16 protein-coding genes are annotated in these 15980 nt (G+C 67.3%); 5 read left to right on the top strand and 11 right to left on the bottom strand.

Annotation, left to right across the window (positions count from 1 at the left end; translation table 11 throughout):
* Positions 1 to 154 precede the first annotated feature (154 nt).
* The 4 genes from ppnN to grxD form a co-directional block, all read right to left on the bottom strand.
* The gene (gene ppnN / locus M2421_RS06785; protein WP_259204372.1) at positions 155 to 1543 is read right to left on the bottom strand and encodes a nucleotide 5'-monophosphate nucleosidase PpnN; all 1389 of its coding nucleotides are present in this window, start codon (positions 1541 to 1543) and stop codon (positions 155 to 157) included.
* A 281-nt stretch (positions 1544 to 1824) separates the two neighbouring features.
* Positions 1825 to 5013: a carboxypeptidase regulatory-like domain-containing protein gene (locus M2421_RS06780; protein WP_259204369.1), complete on the bottom strand. Its 3189-nt coding sequence runs from the start codon at positions 5011 to 5013 to the stop codon at positions 1825 to 1827.
* Positions 5014 to 5367: 354 nt separating this feature from the next.
* A complete protein-coding gene (locus tag M2421_RS06775; protein ID WP_259204361.1) occupies positions 5368 to 6108 on the bottom strand; it encodes an SDR family NAD(P)-dependent oxidoreductase in 741 nt (246 codons plus the stop codon).
* Positions 6105 to 6425, bottom strand: coding sequence for a Grx4 family monothiol glutaredoxin (gene grxD / locus M2421_RS06770; protein WP_259204358.1), 321 nt, complete (start codon positions 6423 to 6425; stop codon positions 6105 to 6107). The genes M2421_RS06775 and grxD overlap by 4 nt, the downstream gene beginning before the upstream one ends.
* 107 nt (positions 6426 to 6532) lie before the next feature.
* Here grxD and M2421_RS06765 point away from each other — a divergent pair, with 107 nt between their 5' ends.
* A complete protein-coding gene (locus tag M2421_RS06765) occupies positions 6533 to 7114 on the top strand; it encodes a Fe-Mn family superoxide dismutase (RefSeq protein WP_259204357.1) in 582 nt (193 codons plus the stop codon).
* A gap of 116 nt (positions 7115 to 7230) precedes the next feature.
* Here M2421_RS06765 and M2421_RS06760 read toward each other — a convergent pair whose 3' ends face one another.
* A complete protein-coding gene (locus M2421_RS06760) occupies positions 7231 to 8379 on the bottom strand; it encodes a 5-(carboxyamino)imidazole ribonucleotide synthase (protein WP_259204355.1) in 1149 nt (382 codons plus the stop codon).
* Entirely contained in the window at positions 8376 to 8879 is a 504-nt protein-coding gene (purE, locus tag M2421_RS06755; protein ID WP_259204351.1) for a 5-(carboxyamino)imidazole ribonucleotide mutase, read from the bottom strand. The genes M2421_RS06760 and purE overlap by 4 nt, the downstream gene beginning before the upstream one ends.
* 59 nt (positions 8880 to 8938) lie before the next feature.
* On the opposite strand from purE, the gene M2421_RS06750 reads away from it, so the two are divergent.
* From M2421_RS06750 to M2421_RS06735, 4 genes are all read left to right on the top strand, one after another.
* On the top strand, positions 8939 to 9208 hold the full coding sequence (locus M2421_RS06750; RefSeq protein ID WP_259204349.1) for a Trm112 family protein: 270 nt from the start codon (positions 8939 to 8941) through the stop codon (positions 9206 to 9208).
* Complete coding sequence (nadC, locus tag M2421_RS06745; RefSeq protein ID WP_259204347.1) at positions 9205 to 10062, top strand: carboxylating nicotinate-nucleotide diphosphorylase; 858 nt, start codon at positions 9205 to 9207, stop codon at positions 10060 to 10062. The genes M2421_RS06750 and nadC overlap by 4 nt, the downstream gene beginning before the upstream one ends.
* 198 nt (positions 10063 to 10260) lie before the next feature.
* Positions 10261 to 11376: a DUF2272 domain-containing protein gene (locus tag M2421_RS06740; protein WP_259204344.1), complete on the top strand. Its 1116-nt coding sequence runs from the start codon at positions 10261 to 10263 to the stop codon at positions 11374 to 11376.
* Positions 11377 to 11459: 83 nt separating this feature from the next.
* Positions 11460 to 11816 carry a DUF3301 domain-containing protein gene (locus M2421_RS06735; RefSeq protein WP_259204342.1) on the top strand — a complete coding sequence of 119 codons (357 nt, stop codon included), beginning with the start codon at positions 11460 to 11462 and terminating at the stop codon, positions 11814 to 11816.
* 60 nt (positions 11817 to 11876) lie between these two features.
* Here the strand turns inward: M2421_RS06735 and M2421_RS06730 are convergent, their stop codons facing one another.
* The 5 genes from M2421_RS06730 to petA form a co-directional block, all read right to left on the bottom strand.
* On the bottom strand, positions 11877 to 12320 hold the full coding sequence (locus tag M2421_RS06730) for a ClpXP protease specificity-enhancing factor (protein WP_259204341.1): 444 nt from the start codon (positions 12318 to 12320) through the stop codon (positions 11877 to 11879).
* Positions 12321 to 12456: 136 nt separating this feature from the next.
* Positions 12457 to 13092 carry a glutathione S-transferase N-terminal domain-containing protein gene (locus M2421_RS06725; protein ID WP_259204340.1) on the bottom strand — a complete coding sequence of 212 codons (636 nt, stop codon included), beginning with the start codon at positions 13090 to 13092 and terminating at the stop codon, positions 12457 to 12459.
* A 160-nt stretch (positions 13093 to 13252) separates the two neighbouring features.
* Entirely contained in the window at positions 13253 to 13999 is a 747-nt protein-coding gene (locus M2421_RS06720) for a cytochrome c1 (protein ID WP_259204339.1), read from the bottom strand.
* Positions 13992 to 15251: a cytochrome bc complex cytochrome b subunit gene (locus M2421_RS06715; protein ID WP_259204338.1), complete on the bottom strand. Its 1260-nt coding sequence runs from the start codon at positions 15249 to 15251 to the stop codon at positions 13992 to 13994. Before M2421_RS06715 ends, M2421_RS06720 begins: the two co-directional genes overlap by 8 nt.
* Before the next feature lie 2 nt (positions 15252 to 15253).
* On the bottom strand, positions 15254 to 15874 hold the full coding sequence (gene petA / locus M2421_RS06710; protein ID WP_259205040.1) for a ubiquinol-cytochrome c reductase iron-sulfur subunit: 621 nt from the start codon (positions 15872 to 15874) through the stop codon (positions 15254 to 15256).
* Positions 15875 to 15980: the final 106 nt, after the last annotated feature.

The following is a 15980-nucleotide window of genomic DNA, read 5'->3' as shown; positions in this document are numbered from 1 at the left end:
CGCCGCCCGGCGGCAAGCGGCGGCAGGACGAACGGTCGCCCGGGGGCGACGGGCGTCAATGCGTTGACGGGCGGCCGGCGGATCCCGGACGGCGGGGCTCCCCACCCCGCCCTCGCCCGACCCGGTCAGCCAGGCCGGGCCAGCCCGTCGCCGGTCAGGCCAGGACCTTGTAGCAGGGCTGGTACTCGCCGGAAATCTTCATCCGGCGCTGCTCGACGAAGGCGCGCAGCAGTTCGTCCAGGGCCTGCATCATGTCGGCGTCGCCGTGGATCTCGAACGGGCCGAACTGCTCGATGCGGCGCATGCCGTCTTCCTTGACGTTGCCGGCCACGATGCCGGAGAACGCGCGGCGCAGGTCGGCGGCCAGGGCGTGCGGCGGGCGCCCGTGGTGCAGGTCCAGCGCAGCCATCGCCTCATGGGTGGGCACGAACGGCTGCTGGTACTCCCACGGAATCTCGATCGACCAGTTGAAGAAGAACGAGTCCTTCTGCTCCAGGCGATGCTCGCGCACGCGCTTGATGCCGGTGGACATGCGCCGCGCCACGGCGACCGGGTCGCCGATGATGATCTCGTAGCGTTCGGCGGCCGCATCGCCCAGGGTCAAGCGGATGAAGCGGTCGATCTGCTCGAAGTACGGCGCGGCCACGGTCGGGCCGGTCAGGATCAACGGGAACGGCAGGTCCTTGTTTTCCTCGCGCAGCAGGATGCCGAGCAGGTACAGGATCTCTTCGGCGGTGCCCACGCCGCCGGCGAACACGATGATGCCGTGGCCGATCCGCACGAACGCTTCGAGACGCTTCTCGATGTCCGGCATGATCACCAGGTGGTTGACGATCGGGTTGGGCGACTCGGCGGCGATGATGCCCGGCTCGGTCAGGCCGATGTAGCGGGTGACGTGCTTGCGCTGCTTGGCATGGGCGATGGTGGCGCCCTTCATCGGGCCCTTCATCGCGCCCGGGCCGCAGCCGGTGCAGATATCCAGGCCACGCAGGCCCAGCTCGTAGCCGACCTGCTTGGTATACAGGTATTCGTCGCGGCCGATCGAATGGCCGCCCCAGCACACCACCAGGTTCGGGTCGCCCGGGTTGAGGATGCGCGCATTGCGCAGCAGCCCGAACACCGCATTGGTGATGCCTTCGGAAGACTCCAGCTCGGCCGCGTAGGCCGGGCCCATTTCGATGGCCATGTAGGCCAGGTCACGGACCACGGCGAACAGCAGCTCGGCCACGCCGCGGATGATCTCGCCATCGACGAAGGCCATCGCTGGCGCATTGACCAGGTCGATGCGGACGCCGCGATCCTGCTGCGCGACCTGGATGTCGAAATCGGGGTACAGATCGCGCGCCGCGCGCGGATCGTCGGACGCACTGCCACTGGTCAGCACGGCCAGCGCGCAGCGGCGCAGCAGCTCGTGCATGCCGCCGCCGGAGGCGTCGCGCAGGCGCGCTACTTCGGCACGCGACAATACATCCAGGCCACCGCGCGGGTAGATCCGCGCGTCCTGCACCGGCAGCGTCCGCGCCGGGGTTTCGGTGATCTTCATTTCCATTTTTTCTGCTTTCCTCAAGGTTTCCGACTGTACCGCTGCCCCCTTAAAAAGCAAAACGGCCAGGAAACCCGGCCGTTGGATATGTTTCAGCGGCAGCGGGCCGTTTCGGGCGCTGCGGTGCGCGTGTTTGCGCGCAACCGATTGAGAGTACAGGAACTGGCGGCAGGCAGCAAGAAGGCCGTCCTGCCCTGCCCTGCCGGGGCCATCCGCCCCGACAAACGGAAACGGCCGGGTTTCCCCGGCCGTTCTTTTTCCATTTCCTCTACGTCAGTTCATCAGAACTGGTAGCGGAAGCCCAGCTGCACCGACCACTGCGAGACACCGACGTCGAAGCCGTCGGCGTCATTGTTGGCCACTGCCGGCAGGTCCGCGCCGCGGAAGTTGTACACGTACTTGCCGTCCTTGATGCCCTGCAGGGTGGCCACACGCGCATCGGCGAAGAAGCCGTAGTCGTAGATGTTGCCCCAGTCCTTGTTGATCATGTTGCCGACGTTCTGGATATCCAGCCAGATCTCCGACTTGTGACCCTTCATGAAGCCCGGCAGCTGCTGGCTGACACGGATGTCGAAGGTGTTGATCCAGCCGGTACGGAACTGGTTGGCCGGAGCATAGCTGCCTGCGTACTTGGCCAGCTGCGGGTTGTTGGCCAGCCATTCGTAGAACGACTTCTCCATCGCCGCATCCGGGGTGAAGTTGCTGCCCACCAGGTTGCCGAACAGCACATCGCCCGGGCCGGTCGGCACGTAGAACAGGTCGTTCGCGGAACGGTTGTCGCCGTTTGCATCGTTCACGTAGACGTAGCTGTACGGACGGCCGCTGCGGCCTTCGTAGACCAGACCGATCTTGGTTTCGTAGTCACCGAAGAACTTGTGCTTCCAGTTCAGACCACCCGACAGGCGGTCGCGGATCTGGTAGCGCGAGGTGTTCTCGATGTTGTCGTTGGCGTTGAAGGCGTACTGGTAACCCCAGCCCGAGCTGGCGGTGGAGCTGGTCAGCGAGCCCACTTCGGTCGCGTCCGTGTAGGTGTAGCCGATGTTCCACGACCAGTCGCTGGCGGCATCCCACGGCTTGGTCAGCGAGACCGTGAACTGCGAGGTGCGACCCTTGTCGGTGTTCGCAATCTCGTACACGGCGTCGTAGGCCTGGTTGCGTCCGGCGCGGGCATTGCCCGTGGCCCAGGCCGAACCGGTGCTGCCGGTGGAGTAGTACATGTCACGGCCGTCCGGACCCTGATACTGCACCGGGCCCAGGTTCAGGTTCTTGTAGTACAGGGCGTCCTTGACCTTGGTGACCAGCAGTTCGGCCGAGGCCACGATGCCGTACCACGGGGTCTCGTGATCTAGGGCCAGGTTGGCCTTGTACACCGACGGCATGTTGAAGTCGCTGCTGACGAAGTTCACGTTCTGCCGGTTGGAGCCTGCGGTGTTGGGAACCGGCTGGCTATCCTTGTTCGGGTTGAACGGCAGCGCCGCGTTGTAGGCGGTGTAGGTGTAGACCGAGTTGTTGAAGCCGGTCGTCGAGTAGCTGTTGCTCAGCCACACCTGCGGGGCATCACCCTGGAACAGGCCCACGCCGCCGCGCAGCTGGGTCGGGCGATCGGTGTCGAAGGTGTAGTTGAACCCGGCGCGCGGCTGGATCAGGAACTTGTTGCTCAGCACGTCGCTGTTGTCGAGGCCGAAGAACTGCGACGCCGTCGCGTTGTACGTCGGCGCCGGGGAGGTATCGGCACGGTCCGCACGCAGGCCCAGGGTCAGGGTCAGGTTGTTGTTGACATACCAGGTGTCCTGCACGAACAGGGCCAGGTTGCTGAACTTGTAGTCAGCCGGAATCGAACCCGGGCTGCGTTCCGGGTTGTAGTTGTAGCTGCTCCAGCGGCCGGCAGCGAAATTGTCTAGGCCGTAGAAGGTGTACGCGCCCCACGAGTTGGCGCCGAAGTAGTTGTAGATGTCGTTGGTGTCGTACGACGCACCGAACTTGACGTCGTGGTCACCCAGGGTCCAGGTGCCGGCAGCGTAGTAGTTCCACGCCTTGGTCTCCAGGATGTTGTCCTGCGAGTTGACTTCGGTACCGAGGTACAGCGAATCGCCGGTCGGCGAAGCCTGGGTGCCCTGGAAGAAGATGCGGATGCTCGGCGCGTCGGTGGAGACGTTACGGATCGCAGAGTACTCGCGGTACGAGGCCTTCAGTTCGGTGGAGAAGTTGTCCGACCAGTCGCTGAACAGCTGGGCGACGTAGCTCTCGTTGGTCTTGTCGTGCTGGTACCAGTACGAGCTCAGCGAGGCCGTGCTGGTGGACATGCCGTTGATGCGCAGCTTGCTCTGGTCGATCTTGCTGTAACGGATGTTGGCACGGTGGTTGTCGCTGATGTTCCAGTCCAGCTTCAGCGCGTACTCTTCCATCTCCGTATCGCCGTTGCTTTCCAGGCCGCCGGCGTTGATGCCGTAGCCCTGCGCGATCTGCTGCGCACGGGTCACGTCGGCCAGGGTGAACTGCGGGTTGGCCTTGCCCAGCGCGGTGCCGCTGATGTCGGCGCCCGGGGCGGCCTGCTTGAACTTTTCGTAGTTGGCGAAGAAGAACAGCTTGTCCTTCACGATCGGGCCGCCCACGGTCATGCCGTAGGTTTCTTCCTTGGTGAAGCCGTTGAACGGCTTGCCTTCCGGGTTGTCGCCGAACCAGTCGCCGTCACGGTAGGTGCCGTAGACCGAGCCGTGGAATTCGTTGGTACCGGACTTGGTCACAGCGTTGACGGTGGCACCGGCGGCGGCCGCGATGCTGACGTCGTAGTTGGACAGGTTGATGTCCAGTGCTTCGATGGCTTCCATGGCGACCGGCTGGCGGCGGGTCGGCATGTTGTTGCCTTCCAGGCCGAAGGTGTCGCTGGCCGAGACGCCGTCGATGCTGATCGAGTTGAAGCGCGGGTTCTGGCCACCGGCCGAGATCGAGCCCGAGGCGCGGTCGATGAAGGTGACGCGCGGATCCAGGCGCATCAGATCCTGGATGTTGCCGCCGATGGACGGGGCAACTTCGATCTGCTGCTGGCTGATGTTGGTGCCCGAGCCCATCTTGGTGGCGCTGAACACTTCCGAGCCGGCGGCGACGGCAACCACCTGCACGGCGTCCAGGTTGGTCGCGGCCAGGTCGCCGGTCAGGGCGGCGTTGACGGTACCGGTCTGGTTGACGCCCAGGTACACGCCGTCTTCGGTCTTGGTGCCTTCACCGGACTTGGTGATGGTGATGGTGTACGGACCACCCACGCGCAGGCCGCGCGCGTTGTAACGACCCGCCGCATCGGTGGTCGCACGGCTGACCGTGCCCGACTCGGTGTGCGTGATGGTGACTTCGGCACCGGCAACAGGCGAACCTGAGGCGGACGTGACCTGACCGCCGACACCGGCAGAGGTGCTCTGGGCGAAGGCGGGAGCGGCAGCGAGTGCGGCCACGAGACCAAGGGTGAGCTTGGACATCCGGAGACAACGTGAGTGGGTCATTGGGGAGTAGCCTCGATGCGAGATTGGCGATGGCGGAGAAAAAAACGCGCCCAAGCAGCCTTGCTGGCGGCTGACTGGACTTTTATCTGGGTTCCCTAGCCGAGGGCTGGTTTCAGCCGCAACGGTTAACACTAGATTAACACGGTAGCGCTGGATTGTGACGGTTTGGCGACAAAACACACGCCATCACAACGCTATCGTGACGCCATCTTCACATTCGACCGTGATCGGCTGAATGGGACGCGGGGTGTGCAGGTTAGGCGTGAAACACTGCGGAGATGTGACCGGGGCGGGTTGCCGGGGAGCAGGCCTGCGGCCCGCACGGCCTTGTCAGGCGTCCACGATCTGGCCGCGGTGGGCGGCACCGGCGGCCGAAAGCAGCAGCACCGCGCTGGCGGCGCAGTCGACCGGGTCGCGGGCGCTGCGGTCCTCGTCCAGCGAGAAGGCACGGGCGCGCAGTGCAGTGCGCATCGGGCCCGGCTGCAGGCCACTGACCCGCACCGGGCTGCGGCCGAGTTCGTCGTGCAGGCTGGCGATCAGGCCGCGCAGCCCGTGCTGGGCCGCGCCGTAGCCGCCCCAGTAGGCCTGCCCTACCCGCGCCGGGTCGTCCACGGTGAACACCAGCGCGGCGTCGTCGCGCTGGCGCAGCAGCGGCAGGCAGGCCTGGGCCAGCCACGCCGGGGCGGTGAGGTTGACGTGCACCGCGCGGGCGAAGGCGCCCGGGTCGGCCAGCTCGAAGGGGGTCAGGCCGGCGAAATCGGCGGCGCAGAACAGCAGGCCGTCCAGCCGGCCCAGCTCGGACTGCAGGCGCTCGGCCAGGGCGGCGTAGTCGTCGGGGGTGGCCCCTTCCAGGTCCAGCGGGTACAGCAACGGTTCCGGCCCCACCGCCTGCACGGCGGCGTAGACCCGGTCCAGCCGGCGCGGCTTGCGCCCCAGCAGGACCACGGTTGCACCCGCGGAGGCGCAGGCCACCGCGGCGGCACTGCCGAAGCCGCCGCCGGCACCGGCAATGAGAATGACGCGATCGGCAAGCGATCCAGTCCCGACCGCGACGGACGGGACGGCACTCATGCCTGCGATGCCTCTTCGACGATGCGCTTGAGTTCGCCGGACTCGAACAGCTCCAGCACGATGTCGCAGCCACCGATCAGCTCGCCGTGGATGAACAACTGCGGGAAGGTGGGCAGGTTGGAGAAACGCGGCAGGTTGGCCCGCACCTCCGGCTCCTCGAGCACATTGACCGTGCGCAGGGCGACGGCGCCGGCCGCCATCAGGGCCTGGATGGCCCGGCTGGAGAAACCGCACATGGGGTACTGCGGGGTGCCCTTCATGAACAACACGAGGGGGTAACGTTCCACTTCGGACTGGATCTGCTGCATCACCGCCACAACGACTCTCCCTGCAGGTGGGACAACCCGACCTGGCCGGTCGGCTAGACTTCCCTCAGCGCCATTGTAAGCCTTCCGGCGCCCCTCTCCCCAATCCGTCGCGAGCCATGCCCCTCGAACTGCCCCGCCTGCCCTACGACCGTACCGCCCTGCAGCCGCACCTGTCGGCCGAGACGCTGGACCTGCACCACGGCCGCCACCATCGCGGTTATGTCGAGGCGGTCAACGCGCGCATCGACGGCACCGAGCTGGCCGAGTTGCCGCTGGAGGACATCGTACGGCAGAGCCAGGGCAGCCTGTTCGATGCCGCCGCCCAGGCCTGGAACCATGCCTTCTACTTCCAGTGCCTGCATCCGCGCGGCGGCGGTGACCCGAAGGACCGCCTGGCCGAACTGGTGACCCGCCACTTCGGCGACATCCGCCGCCTGCGCGAGGAGTTCGACCGCGCCGCGCTGGGCCTGTTCGGCTCGGGCTGGGTGTGGCTGGTGCAGCACCCGACCGGTGCGCTGGCGATCCAGGCCACGCGCAACGCCGGTACCCCACTGACCGGGCAGAGCAGGCCGCTGCTGGCCTGCGACGTGTGGGAACACGCGTATTACACCGATTACCAGAACGAGCGCGCGCGCTACCTGGAGGCGTTCTGGAAGCTGGTCAACTGGGACTTCGTGGCCGCGCAGCTGCGGGATTGACGCCCAGGCTGCCGGGGGTGTGAGGCGCCGGCGAGTGGCCGGCCCTGCCGGTTGCCTCGCCGTTGGTTCCGCCGCCGTCGGTTGGGGGGCGCGGGCGCGCAGGCCGCGCGCCCGCGTCAGCTGCGCAGCGCAGCGATCACCGGGGCGACCTGGGCGGTGCGGTCCAACTGCGTGCCGACCGCGTCCAACGCGTCGGCCAAGGCCTGCGCATCGGCGTCGCGCAGCGTCGCATGCCCGACCTTGCGACCGGCGCGCGGCTGCTTGCCGTAATCATGCCAATGCCCGCCCGGCCGGCCGAGTACGGCGGCCGCCTCGGGCATGGCCCCGAGCCAGTTGAGCATGCAGGCATGGCCGAGCATGCGCGTGTCGCCCAGCGGCAGGCCGAGCACGGCGCGCAGGTGGTTCTCGAACTGCGATGTTTCGCTGCCTTCGATGGTCCAGTGGCCCGAGTTGTGCACGCGCGGGGCCATCTCGTTGACCAGCAGCTCATCGCCCCGGCAGAACAGCTCCAGCGCGAACACGCCCACGTAATCCAGGCGCTCGGCCAGGGCGCGCGCATGGCCGATGGCCCGTTCGTGCAGGGCCGGGCTCAACTGGGCCGGTGCCAGGCTGGCCGACAGCACGCCGTCGACGTGCCAGTTGCCGGTCACCGGCCAGGCGCGGAACTCGCCGTCGCGGCCGCGCACGGCCACCACGCTCACTTCGCGATCGAAGGCGACGAAGCCCTCCAGGATCAGCCCGGTATTCTCGACGTAATCCCCCAGGGTGGCCCAGGCGGCATCGATGTCGGCCGCGCTGCGGATGCGGAACTGGCCCTTGCCGTCATAGCCCAGGCGGCGGGTCTTGACGATGCAGGGCATGCCGAACTCGGCCACCCTGGCGGCGAGCTCGTCGCGGCTGCGGATGTCGGCGAACGGCGGCAGCGGGATGCCCAGCTGCTGGAACAGGGTCTTCTCGCTGAGCCGGTCCTGGGCCACCGCCAGCGCATCCGGATGGGGATGCACCGGCACGCGCGCGGCCAGGAAGCGGGCGCTGTGCGCCGGCACGTTCTCGAAATCGAAGGTGACCACGTCCACCCGCGCGGCGAACGCGGCCAGCGCCGCCTCATCCTCGAAGGCCGCCACCTGCAGCGGTGCCAGCTGCGCGCCACAGGCATCGGCAGCCGGGTCGAACAGTTCGAAGCGCAGGCCCAGCGGAGCGCCGGCCAGCACCATCATGCGGGCCAGCTGCCCGCCACCGAGGATGCCAACGGTCTTCATGGTCATTGACGCGGATCGTCGTGGGCCATGACGTCTTCGGTCTGGCGGGCGCGGAAGGCGTCCAGGGCCTGGCCGATCGCCGGCTGGTCCGAGGCCAGCATGGCGGCGGCGAACAGCGCCGCGTTGGAGGCGCCGGCATTGCCGATGGCGAAGGTGGCGACCGGGATGCCGGCCGGCATCTGCACGATAGACAGCAGCGAATCCATGCCGTTGAGGGCCTTGGACTGCACCGGCACGCCCAGCACCGGCACGGCGGTCTTGGCCGCGATCATGCCCGGCAGGTGGGCCGCGCCCCCGGCACCGGCGATGATGGCACGCAGGCCGCGCCCGCCGGCCTGCTCTGCATAGGTGAACAGCACGTCCGGCGTACGGTGCGCCGAGACCACTTTCACTTCGTAGGGAACGCCGAGCGCATCGAGCTTCTGGGCGGCGTGCTGCATGGTTTCCCAGTCGGAGCGGGAACCCATGACGATGCCGACGAGCGGCGCGGATTGGTTGGGGGTCATTGGCCGTCACCTGCCTTAAAGACGTATTCTAGCCATCTTCCACGCAAGACGAAGAATCCATGGATCGCAAGCTGCTTGACCTGCTGTGTTCGCCGGACACCCGCCAGCCCCTGTCCCTGCTCGATGCCAAGGGCCTGGAGGCACTCAACCGCGCCATCGGCGCCGGCGCCGTGGTCAAGGCCGACGGCAGTACGCAGGCCCTGGCCCTGCGCGAAGCGCTGCTGACCCGCGACCGCAAGCAGGTGTTCCGCGTCGACGACGGCATCCCGGTGCTGCTGGCCGAAGAGGCCATCGCGACCGCCCAGATCGCCGATTTCCCGGAAAAATGAGTCCGGCCGTGCTTGGGGCACCCGATGCCGCCGTGGTCGCGGCCGATGTGGCGCGTGCACTGGCCGAGGACATCGGCAGCGGGGATGTCACCGCCGCGCTGCTGCCCGACCGCCCTGACAGCGCCTATCTGCTGTGCAAGCAGGATGCGGTGATTGCCGGCCGGCCGTGGTTCGACGCCACCCACCGCGCGCTGGACCCGGAGGTGCGCATCGAGTGGCGCGTGGCCGAGGGCGACGCGGTGGTCGCCGGCACGGTGCTGGCGATCCTGCACGGGCGCAACCGCAGTCTGGTGAGTGCCGAGCGCACCTCGCTGAATTTCCTGCAGACCCTGTCCGGCACCGCCACGACCACCGCGCGTCACGTGGCGGCCGTGGCCGGCACCGGCGCGCGCATCCTGGACACCCGCAAGACCCTGCCGGGACTTCGCGTGGCGCAGAAGTACGCGGTGCGCTGCGGCGGCGGCGACAACCACCGGATGGGGTTGTTCGATACGGTGATGCTGAAGGAAAACCACATCCGCGCCGCCGGCTCGCTGACTGCGGCGGTGCAGGCGGCACGGTCGCAGTGGCCGCAGTTGCCGCTGGTGGTGGAGGTCGAAGACCTCGACCAGCTGCGCGAGGCGCTGGCAGTCGGCTGCGAGCGCATCCTGATCGACGACTTCGACGCGGAGATGCGCCGCGAGGCCGTGCGGATCGCCGCTGGCGCGATTCCGCTGGAAGTGTCCGGCAGCGTCGGCCTGGAAGACCTGCGTGCGATCGCCGAGGACGGGGTGGACTGCATCTCGATCGGCGGGCTGACCAAGCATGTGCAGGCGATCGACCTGTCGTTGAAACTGGGCCCGCCGCCAGGCTGATGCGCGTGTCGACCTGCGGTCGACACCGACCGCAGGGGTCGTGCCGGCCGTGGGCCGGCTCCCCGCGTCGGTCGGGCGCCGGGCAGCGGCCGGCGCCACCCGGGCGTGTCGGCGCGACGCGTGCATCTGCCCCCTGCTTTCACGGCACGGGCAGATCGGGTCTGCGAGGCTTGCCCTGCCCCCACCCGGAGAGCGCGCATGCGCCCCTTGCTCCTGCTTGCGTGCCTGTCGCCGCTGGCGACGCTGCTGCCGACCACCGCATCCGCCGCCGAGGTCTGCGATATCCCCCCGCGCTTCGGCCTGAGCCCGCTGGCGGTGAGCGTCGTGCAGACCGCCTGCAACGAACACCGCCTCTGGTACCGCCCCTTCATCGATCGCGATGGCCGCGCGGCCAGCCTAAGCGTGACCGAGGCCGAGGACGTGCACCTGGCCGACAACGGCTTGGTGGCCTGGCAGCGCGTGGTCGGCTACTGGCGGCAGAGCGGCACGCTGTCACCGATGGGCAACCAGCCGGGCGCGTCGAGCTGCATGGCCCCGCCGGGGACGCGCTACACCGACACCGACTGCCGTGCTTTCTTGGTCGACAACCCGTGGTCGGCCGCCTTCATTTCCTGGGTGATGACCCGCGCCAGCGTGCCCGGCTTCACCCGCTCGCCGCGCCACATCGACTACATCCGCGCCGCCTACCAGAACAGCGGGCCGTACCGGATGGCCGATCCTGCGCAGGAAAAGCCGGCGCCGGGCGACCTGCTGTGCTACCTGCGCGACCGGCGCGAGACGCTGAGCTACAGCGGGCTGGTGCAGTCGCTGGGCAGCGGCGCGGTGACGCACTGGAAATCGCACTGCGAAGTGGTGATCGCCGCCAACATGGGCGGCGACCACACCCTGTACCTGATCGGTGGCAATGTGATGAACACGGTGGCGATGCGCAAACTCGGCCTGGACCGCAGCGGCCGGATCGAGCTGCCGCCGGCCAAGGCCTCGGCCAGCGACGGGGTCGATCCGGGCTGCACGCCCGGGCGCGAGGAGGAATGCAGCTTCAACCGGCAGGACTGGGCGGCCCTGCTGAAGCTGGTGGCCACCGCGCCGGCGACGTTGCCGACGGGCGCCGCGGAGCCGGCGATCCTGCCCGGTACCGGGACGACGGCACCGCCGATGGCAGCCCCGGCTTCCCAGGCACCGATCCGAGCGCCCACCGTGGTGCCGCCGCGTCCGCCGCTGCCAAACGCGAACCCGACCCCGCTACCGCCAGCGAGCCCGACGCCTGCTCCCACTCAGCCACCGACACCGGTCCCGCCACCGCGCACGCCCTGATCGCGATCGCGCGGCTGGCTTGATCCGCACCGCGTTCGTCGCCATCTTGGAGGTTCGACCTCCTTGACCGCACCGAGTCGCCGATGCCCAGTTTGATCCTGTTGATGATTGGCGGCGCGCTCGCCTACGCGTTCTGGAATTCCTCGCGGGCCGCCGCCGAGCGCGCCGGTGAACTCGGGCGCAATGCCTGCCGCGCCGCCGATGTGCAATGGCTGGACCAGAGCGTGCATGGCACCGGCCTGCGCGTCTGCCGCAAGCCGAACGGCTGGCTGGGCTGGGAGCGCACGTTCAAGTTCGAGTATTCGCACGACGGCGTGGACCGCCATACCGGGCGCATGGTGCTGCGGGGTGACGAACTGGTGGCGTTCGTGGGGCCGTCGGCGGCGCGGATCAGCGAGATCCGGCGTGGGGTGGATACCAGCGGGGCCGAAGACGTGTGAACCCCCGACCATCGCTCGGCGCCCCAACAAAATGGCCGCCTTGCGGCGGCCACGGATGCGTTACTTGACCACGCGCAGGTGCGGGCGGCCGCTCGGCTTGGGCGGGGTGTCATCCGGCGGCGTCGGGGTGTCGTCGGGTGGCAGCGCATCGTCCGGCCCGGGATCGTGGCCGGGGATGTCGTCCGGCAGCGCCATGCCCTGCCCGGTCTCGCGGGCATACACGGCCAGTACCGCCGAGATCGGCACCTGCACCGGGTAGCTGGTGCCGGAGAAGCGCGCCGAGAAGCTCACGCTGTCATTGTCGATGTGCAGGCGCACGACGGCGCGCTCGGCGATGTTCAACACCACCCTGCCATCCTTGACCGCGCTCTGCGGCACCTGCACGCCGGGCATGCCGGCGTCGACCAGGATGTGCGGCGTCAGGTCGTTGTCGTTGATCCATTCCACCAGGGCCCGAAGCAGGTACGGGCGGTGGCTGGTCATGCGGAAAGTGTCTTCTGTCATGGGGTAGAGCCGAGCCATGCTCGGCTGTTTTGATCCGGATTGCCTGCCGCAAGTGTACGCGCCCGCACCCGCGCCGGTCAGCACCCACGCGCCCGGCGTAAAGCGTCGATGCAGTCGATGGCCCGGTGGGGCCGGCTCAGCTGGGCAGATCGCGCAGCTTCTTTTCCTGGTCGGTCAGGCTGCGGATGAACCCCGGATGGCGGAAGATGCGGTTGCCGTAATCCTCGATCGACTTGCCGTCCTTGGGCAGCGCCACGTCCAGCGACTGCAGCCGCCAGATGATCGGCGCCATCGCGCAGTCGGCCAGGCTCATTTCCGGATTGAGGAAGAACTTGCTGGCCTTGAACAGCGGTACCGCACTGGTCAGCAGCTCTTTCAGGCGCTTGCGCCCGGCCTCGGCCTGGGTCTTGTTGCCGAGCTGGATGGCCTGCACCTGCGGCACCCAGTCGTGCTCGATGCGCAACATCGCCAAGCGGATGCGCGCGCGAGAGAGCGGGTCGACCGGCATCAGCGGCGGGTGCGGGTAGCGCTCGTCGAGGTACTCGCTGACCACCGATGCCGCATACAGCACCAGTTCGCGCTCGACCAGGGTCGGCACCGAGTGGTACGGATTGAGGTCGATCAGATCCTCGGGCGGGTTCTGCGGGTCGACCGGAACGAAGTCGTAGGTCACGCCCTTGGCCGCCAGTACCAGGCGCACGCGATGGCACAGGACATCGTCGTTCGAGGAAAACAGCGTCAGGGTGTTCCGCATGCGTACGCTCGCCGCCATCAAAGGCTCTCCAACGACCGGTAACCGCCGGTCGTATCGGCGCCGCCAGCCCATTGCCAGCGGTCGTCACAGTACCCGAGTGTGCAACTGCCCATCACAAAAGCCAATAGGCTGATCGACCCGTGGTCGGATCGATCGATGCTCGGCGGCGCGATGATGCTCAGTGCACGTCCTTCCAGTATTCCTTCTTGAGCAGGTACGCCAGGAAGGTGAGCAGAGCCAGGAACAGGATCACCCACACGCCGAGCTTCTGGCGCTTGAGCGCGGCCGGTTCGCCGGCGTACTCGAGGAAGTTGGTGATGTCGCGCACGTTCTGGTCGTACTCGGCAGCACTCACGTTGCCCGGCTGTTCGATCGTCAGCCCGGTCACCGGCGCGTCGGCGCCGGGACTCTCCGGCTTGCCATGCACGGCGTGCTGCAGGCCCTGCATCTCCCACAACGGGTTGGGCATGGAGGCGTTGGGGAACAGGCGGTTGTTCCAGCCCAGCGGCCGGCTGGGGTCGAGGTAGAACGACTTGAGGTAGGTGTAGATCCAGTCGCTGCCGCGCACGCGCGAGATCAGGCTGAGGTCCGGCGGCATCTTGCCGAACCATTTTTCAGCCTGCGCCTTGGGCAGGGTGACCGGCACCGGCTCGCCGATCGGCACGCCGGTGAAGTTGAGGTTGGTCATGACCTCTTCTTCGCTCAGCCCCAGGTCCTGCCCCATCCGCGAATAGCGCAGGTATTTGAGCGCGTGGCAGCCGGAACAGTAGTTCATGTACAGCTGCGCGCCGCGCTGCAGCGAGGCGCGGTCGCCGAGGTCGTTGCCGGCCTGCAGCGTCGCACCGCCTTCGGCGGCGCCGGCCAGGCTGCTGGCCAGCATCATGGCGGCCGCGCAGGCCAGCCGGACAATCCAGTGGTCAGTCATGCGTGGTCACCCGATCCGGTACCGGTTTGGTCCTGTCCAGCCTGGTCCATACCGGCATGGTGATGAAGAAGGCGAAATACAGGAAGGTCAGCACGCGCCCGACGTAGGTTTCGTGCGCGTCGGTACCCGGGCCCGAGCCGATCACGCCCAGCCAGACGAAGCACACCGCGAACACGCCCAGCAGGGCACGCGACAGCCAGCCGCGGTAGCGGTAGGACTTCACCCGCGCGCGGTCCAGCCAGGGCACCAGGAACAGGATCGCGATCGCCGAGAACATCACGATCACGCCGCCCAGCTTGTTGGGCACCACCCGCAACATCGCGTAGTACGGGGTGTAGTACCAGACCGGCTTGATGTGTTCGGGCGTGACCAGGCGGTTGGCCTCGGTGAAGTTGTCATGCTCCAGGAACAGGCCGCCGAAGGCCGGGGCGAAGAAGATGATGAAGGCGGCGATGACCAGCAGGAAGCCGGCGCCCACCCCGTCCTTGAGCGTGTAGTACGGATGGAACGGGATGCCGTCGGTGGGCGCGGTGGCCGACCAGCGGTTGCCCTTCGGGCCCTTCTTGATCTCCACGCCGTCGGGGTTGTTGGACCCCACTTCGTGCAGCGCCCCCAGGTGCAGCACCACCAGCAGCAACAACACCAGCGGCAGGGCGATCACGTGCAGGGCGAAGAAGCGGTTGAGGGTGGCGTCGCTGGGCAGGTAGTCGCCCATGATCCATTCGGTCAGGCCGGTGCCGATCACCGGGATCGCGCCGAACAGCGAGATGATCACCTTGGCGCCCCAGAACGACATCTGGCCCCACGGCAGCACGTAGCCCATGAAGGCTTCGGCCATCAGCACCAGGTAGATCAGCATGCCGAGGATCCACACCAGTTCGCGCGGTTTCTGGTAGCTGCCGTACAGCAGCCCGCGGAACATGTGCAGGTAGACCACGATGAAGAACAGCGAGGCACCGGTGGAGTGCATGTAGCGGATCAGCCAGCCCCATTCGACATCACGCATGATGTATTCGATGGAGTTGAACGCCTCGGCCGCACTGGTCTTGTAGTGCATGGTGAGGAAGATGCCGGTCACGATCTGGTTGACCAGGATCAGCAGCGCCAACGAACCGAAGTAGTACCAGAGGTTGAAGTTCTTCGGCGCGTAGTACTCGCTCACGTGCTTGCGGTACACCGGCATCAGGCCGGGGGCGCGTGCGTTGACCCAGTCGGCCACGCCGGTGGCGGTGCGGGTAAGGATGTTGGCCATGATCAAGCCGCCCCCTGCGGGTCAACGCCGATGATGATGGTGTTGTCGTCCTGGTAATGGTGCGGCGGCACCAGCAGGTTGATCGGCGCCGGGACATCCTTGAACACGCGACCGGACATGTCGAAACGCGATTTGTGGCAGGGGCAGAAGTAGCCGCCCTTCCACTGCGGGTCGTAGGGCTCGGGGCGGATCTCGGCGACCATCTCCGGCGAACAGCCCAAGTGGGTGCACAGCCCGACCAGGACCGAGACCTCGGACTTGATCGAGCGGAATTCGGGATTCTGCTTGAGCACGTACGCGGGCTGCTGGTCCTTCTCGCCCGACTCGGGATCCTTCAGGCGGCCGTCCAGGCCGTGCAGCGCGTCCAGGATCGCCTTGGAGCGCTTGACGATCCAGATCGGCTGCCCACGCCACTCCATGACCAGTCGCTGGCCTTCCTGCAGGGCGCTGATATCGGCAATCACAGGGGCACCGGCCAGTTTGGCGCGGGCGCTGGGATTCCAGGACTTGATGAACGGTACCGCTGCAAATCCGACGCCGACCGCTCCGACCACCGCAGTGGTTGCTGAAAGGAATCGTCGACGTCCGGTGTTGACTGGATCGTTTACCCCATCGTTGGCCATCCGGCACTCCGATATTGATTTAGGTAGCTTGAGGCTGCCAGTGGACCGGTGGGGGCCAGTCCACATTGAATCAGCCGCGAGTGTAGCTGAACCGAAGTCGGCCACA

The organism is Stenotrophomonas sp. BIGb0135 (assembly GCF_024810105.1).
GTDB classification, from domain to species: Bacteria; Pseudomonadota; Gammaproteobacteria; order Xanthomonadales; family Xanthomonadaceae; genus Stenotrophomonas; species Stenotrophomonas maltophilia_AB.
The sequence above is the reverse complement of the archived record's forward strand: the minus strand, read 5'-3'. Positions and strand labels throughout refer to the sequence as shown.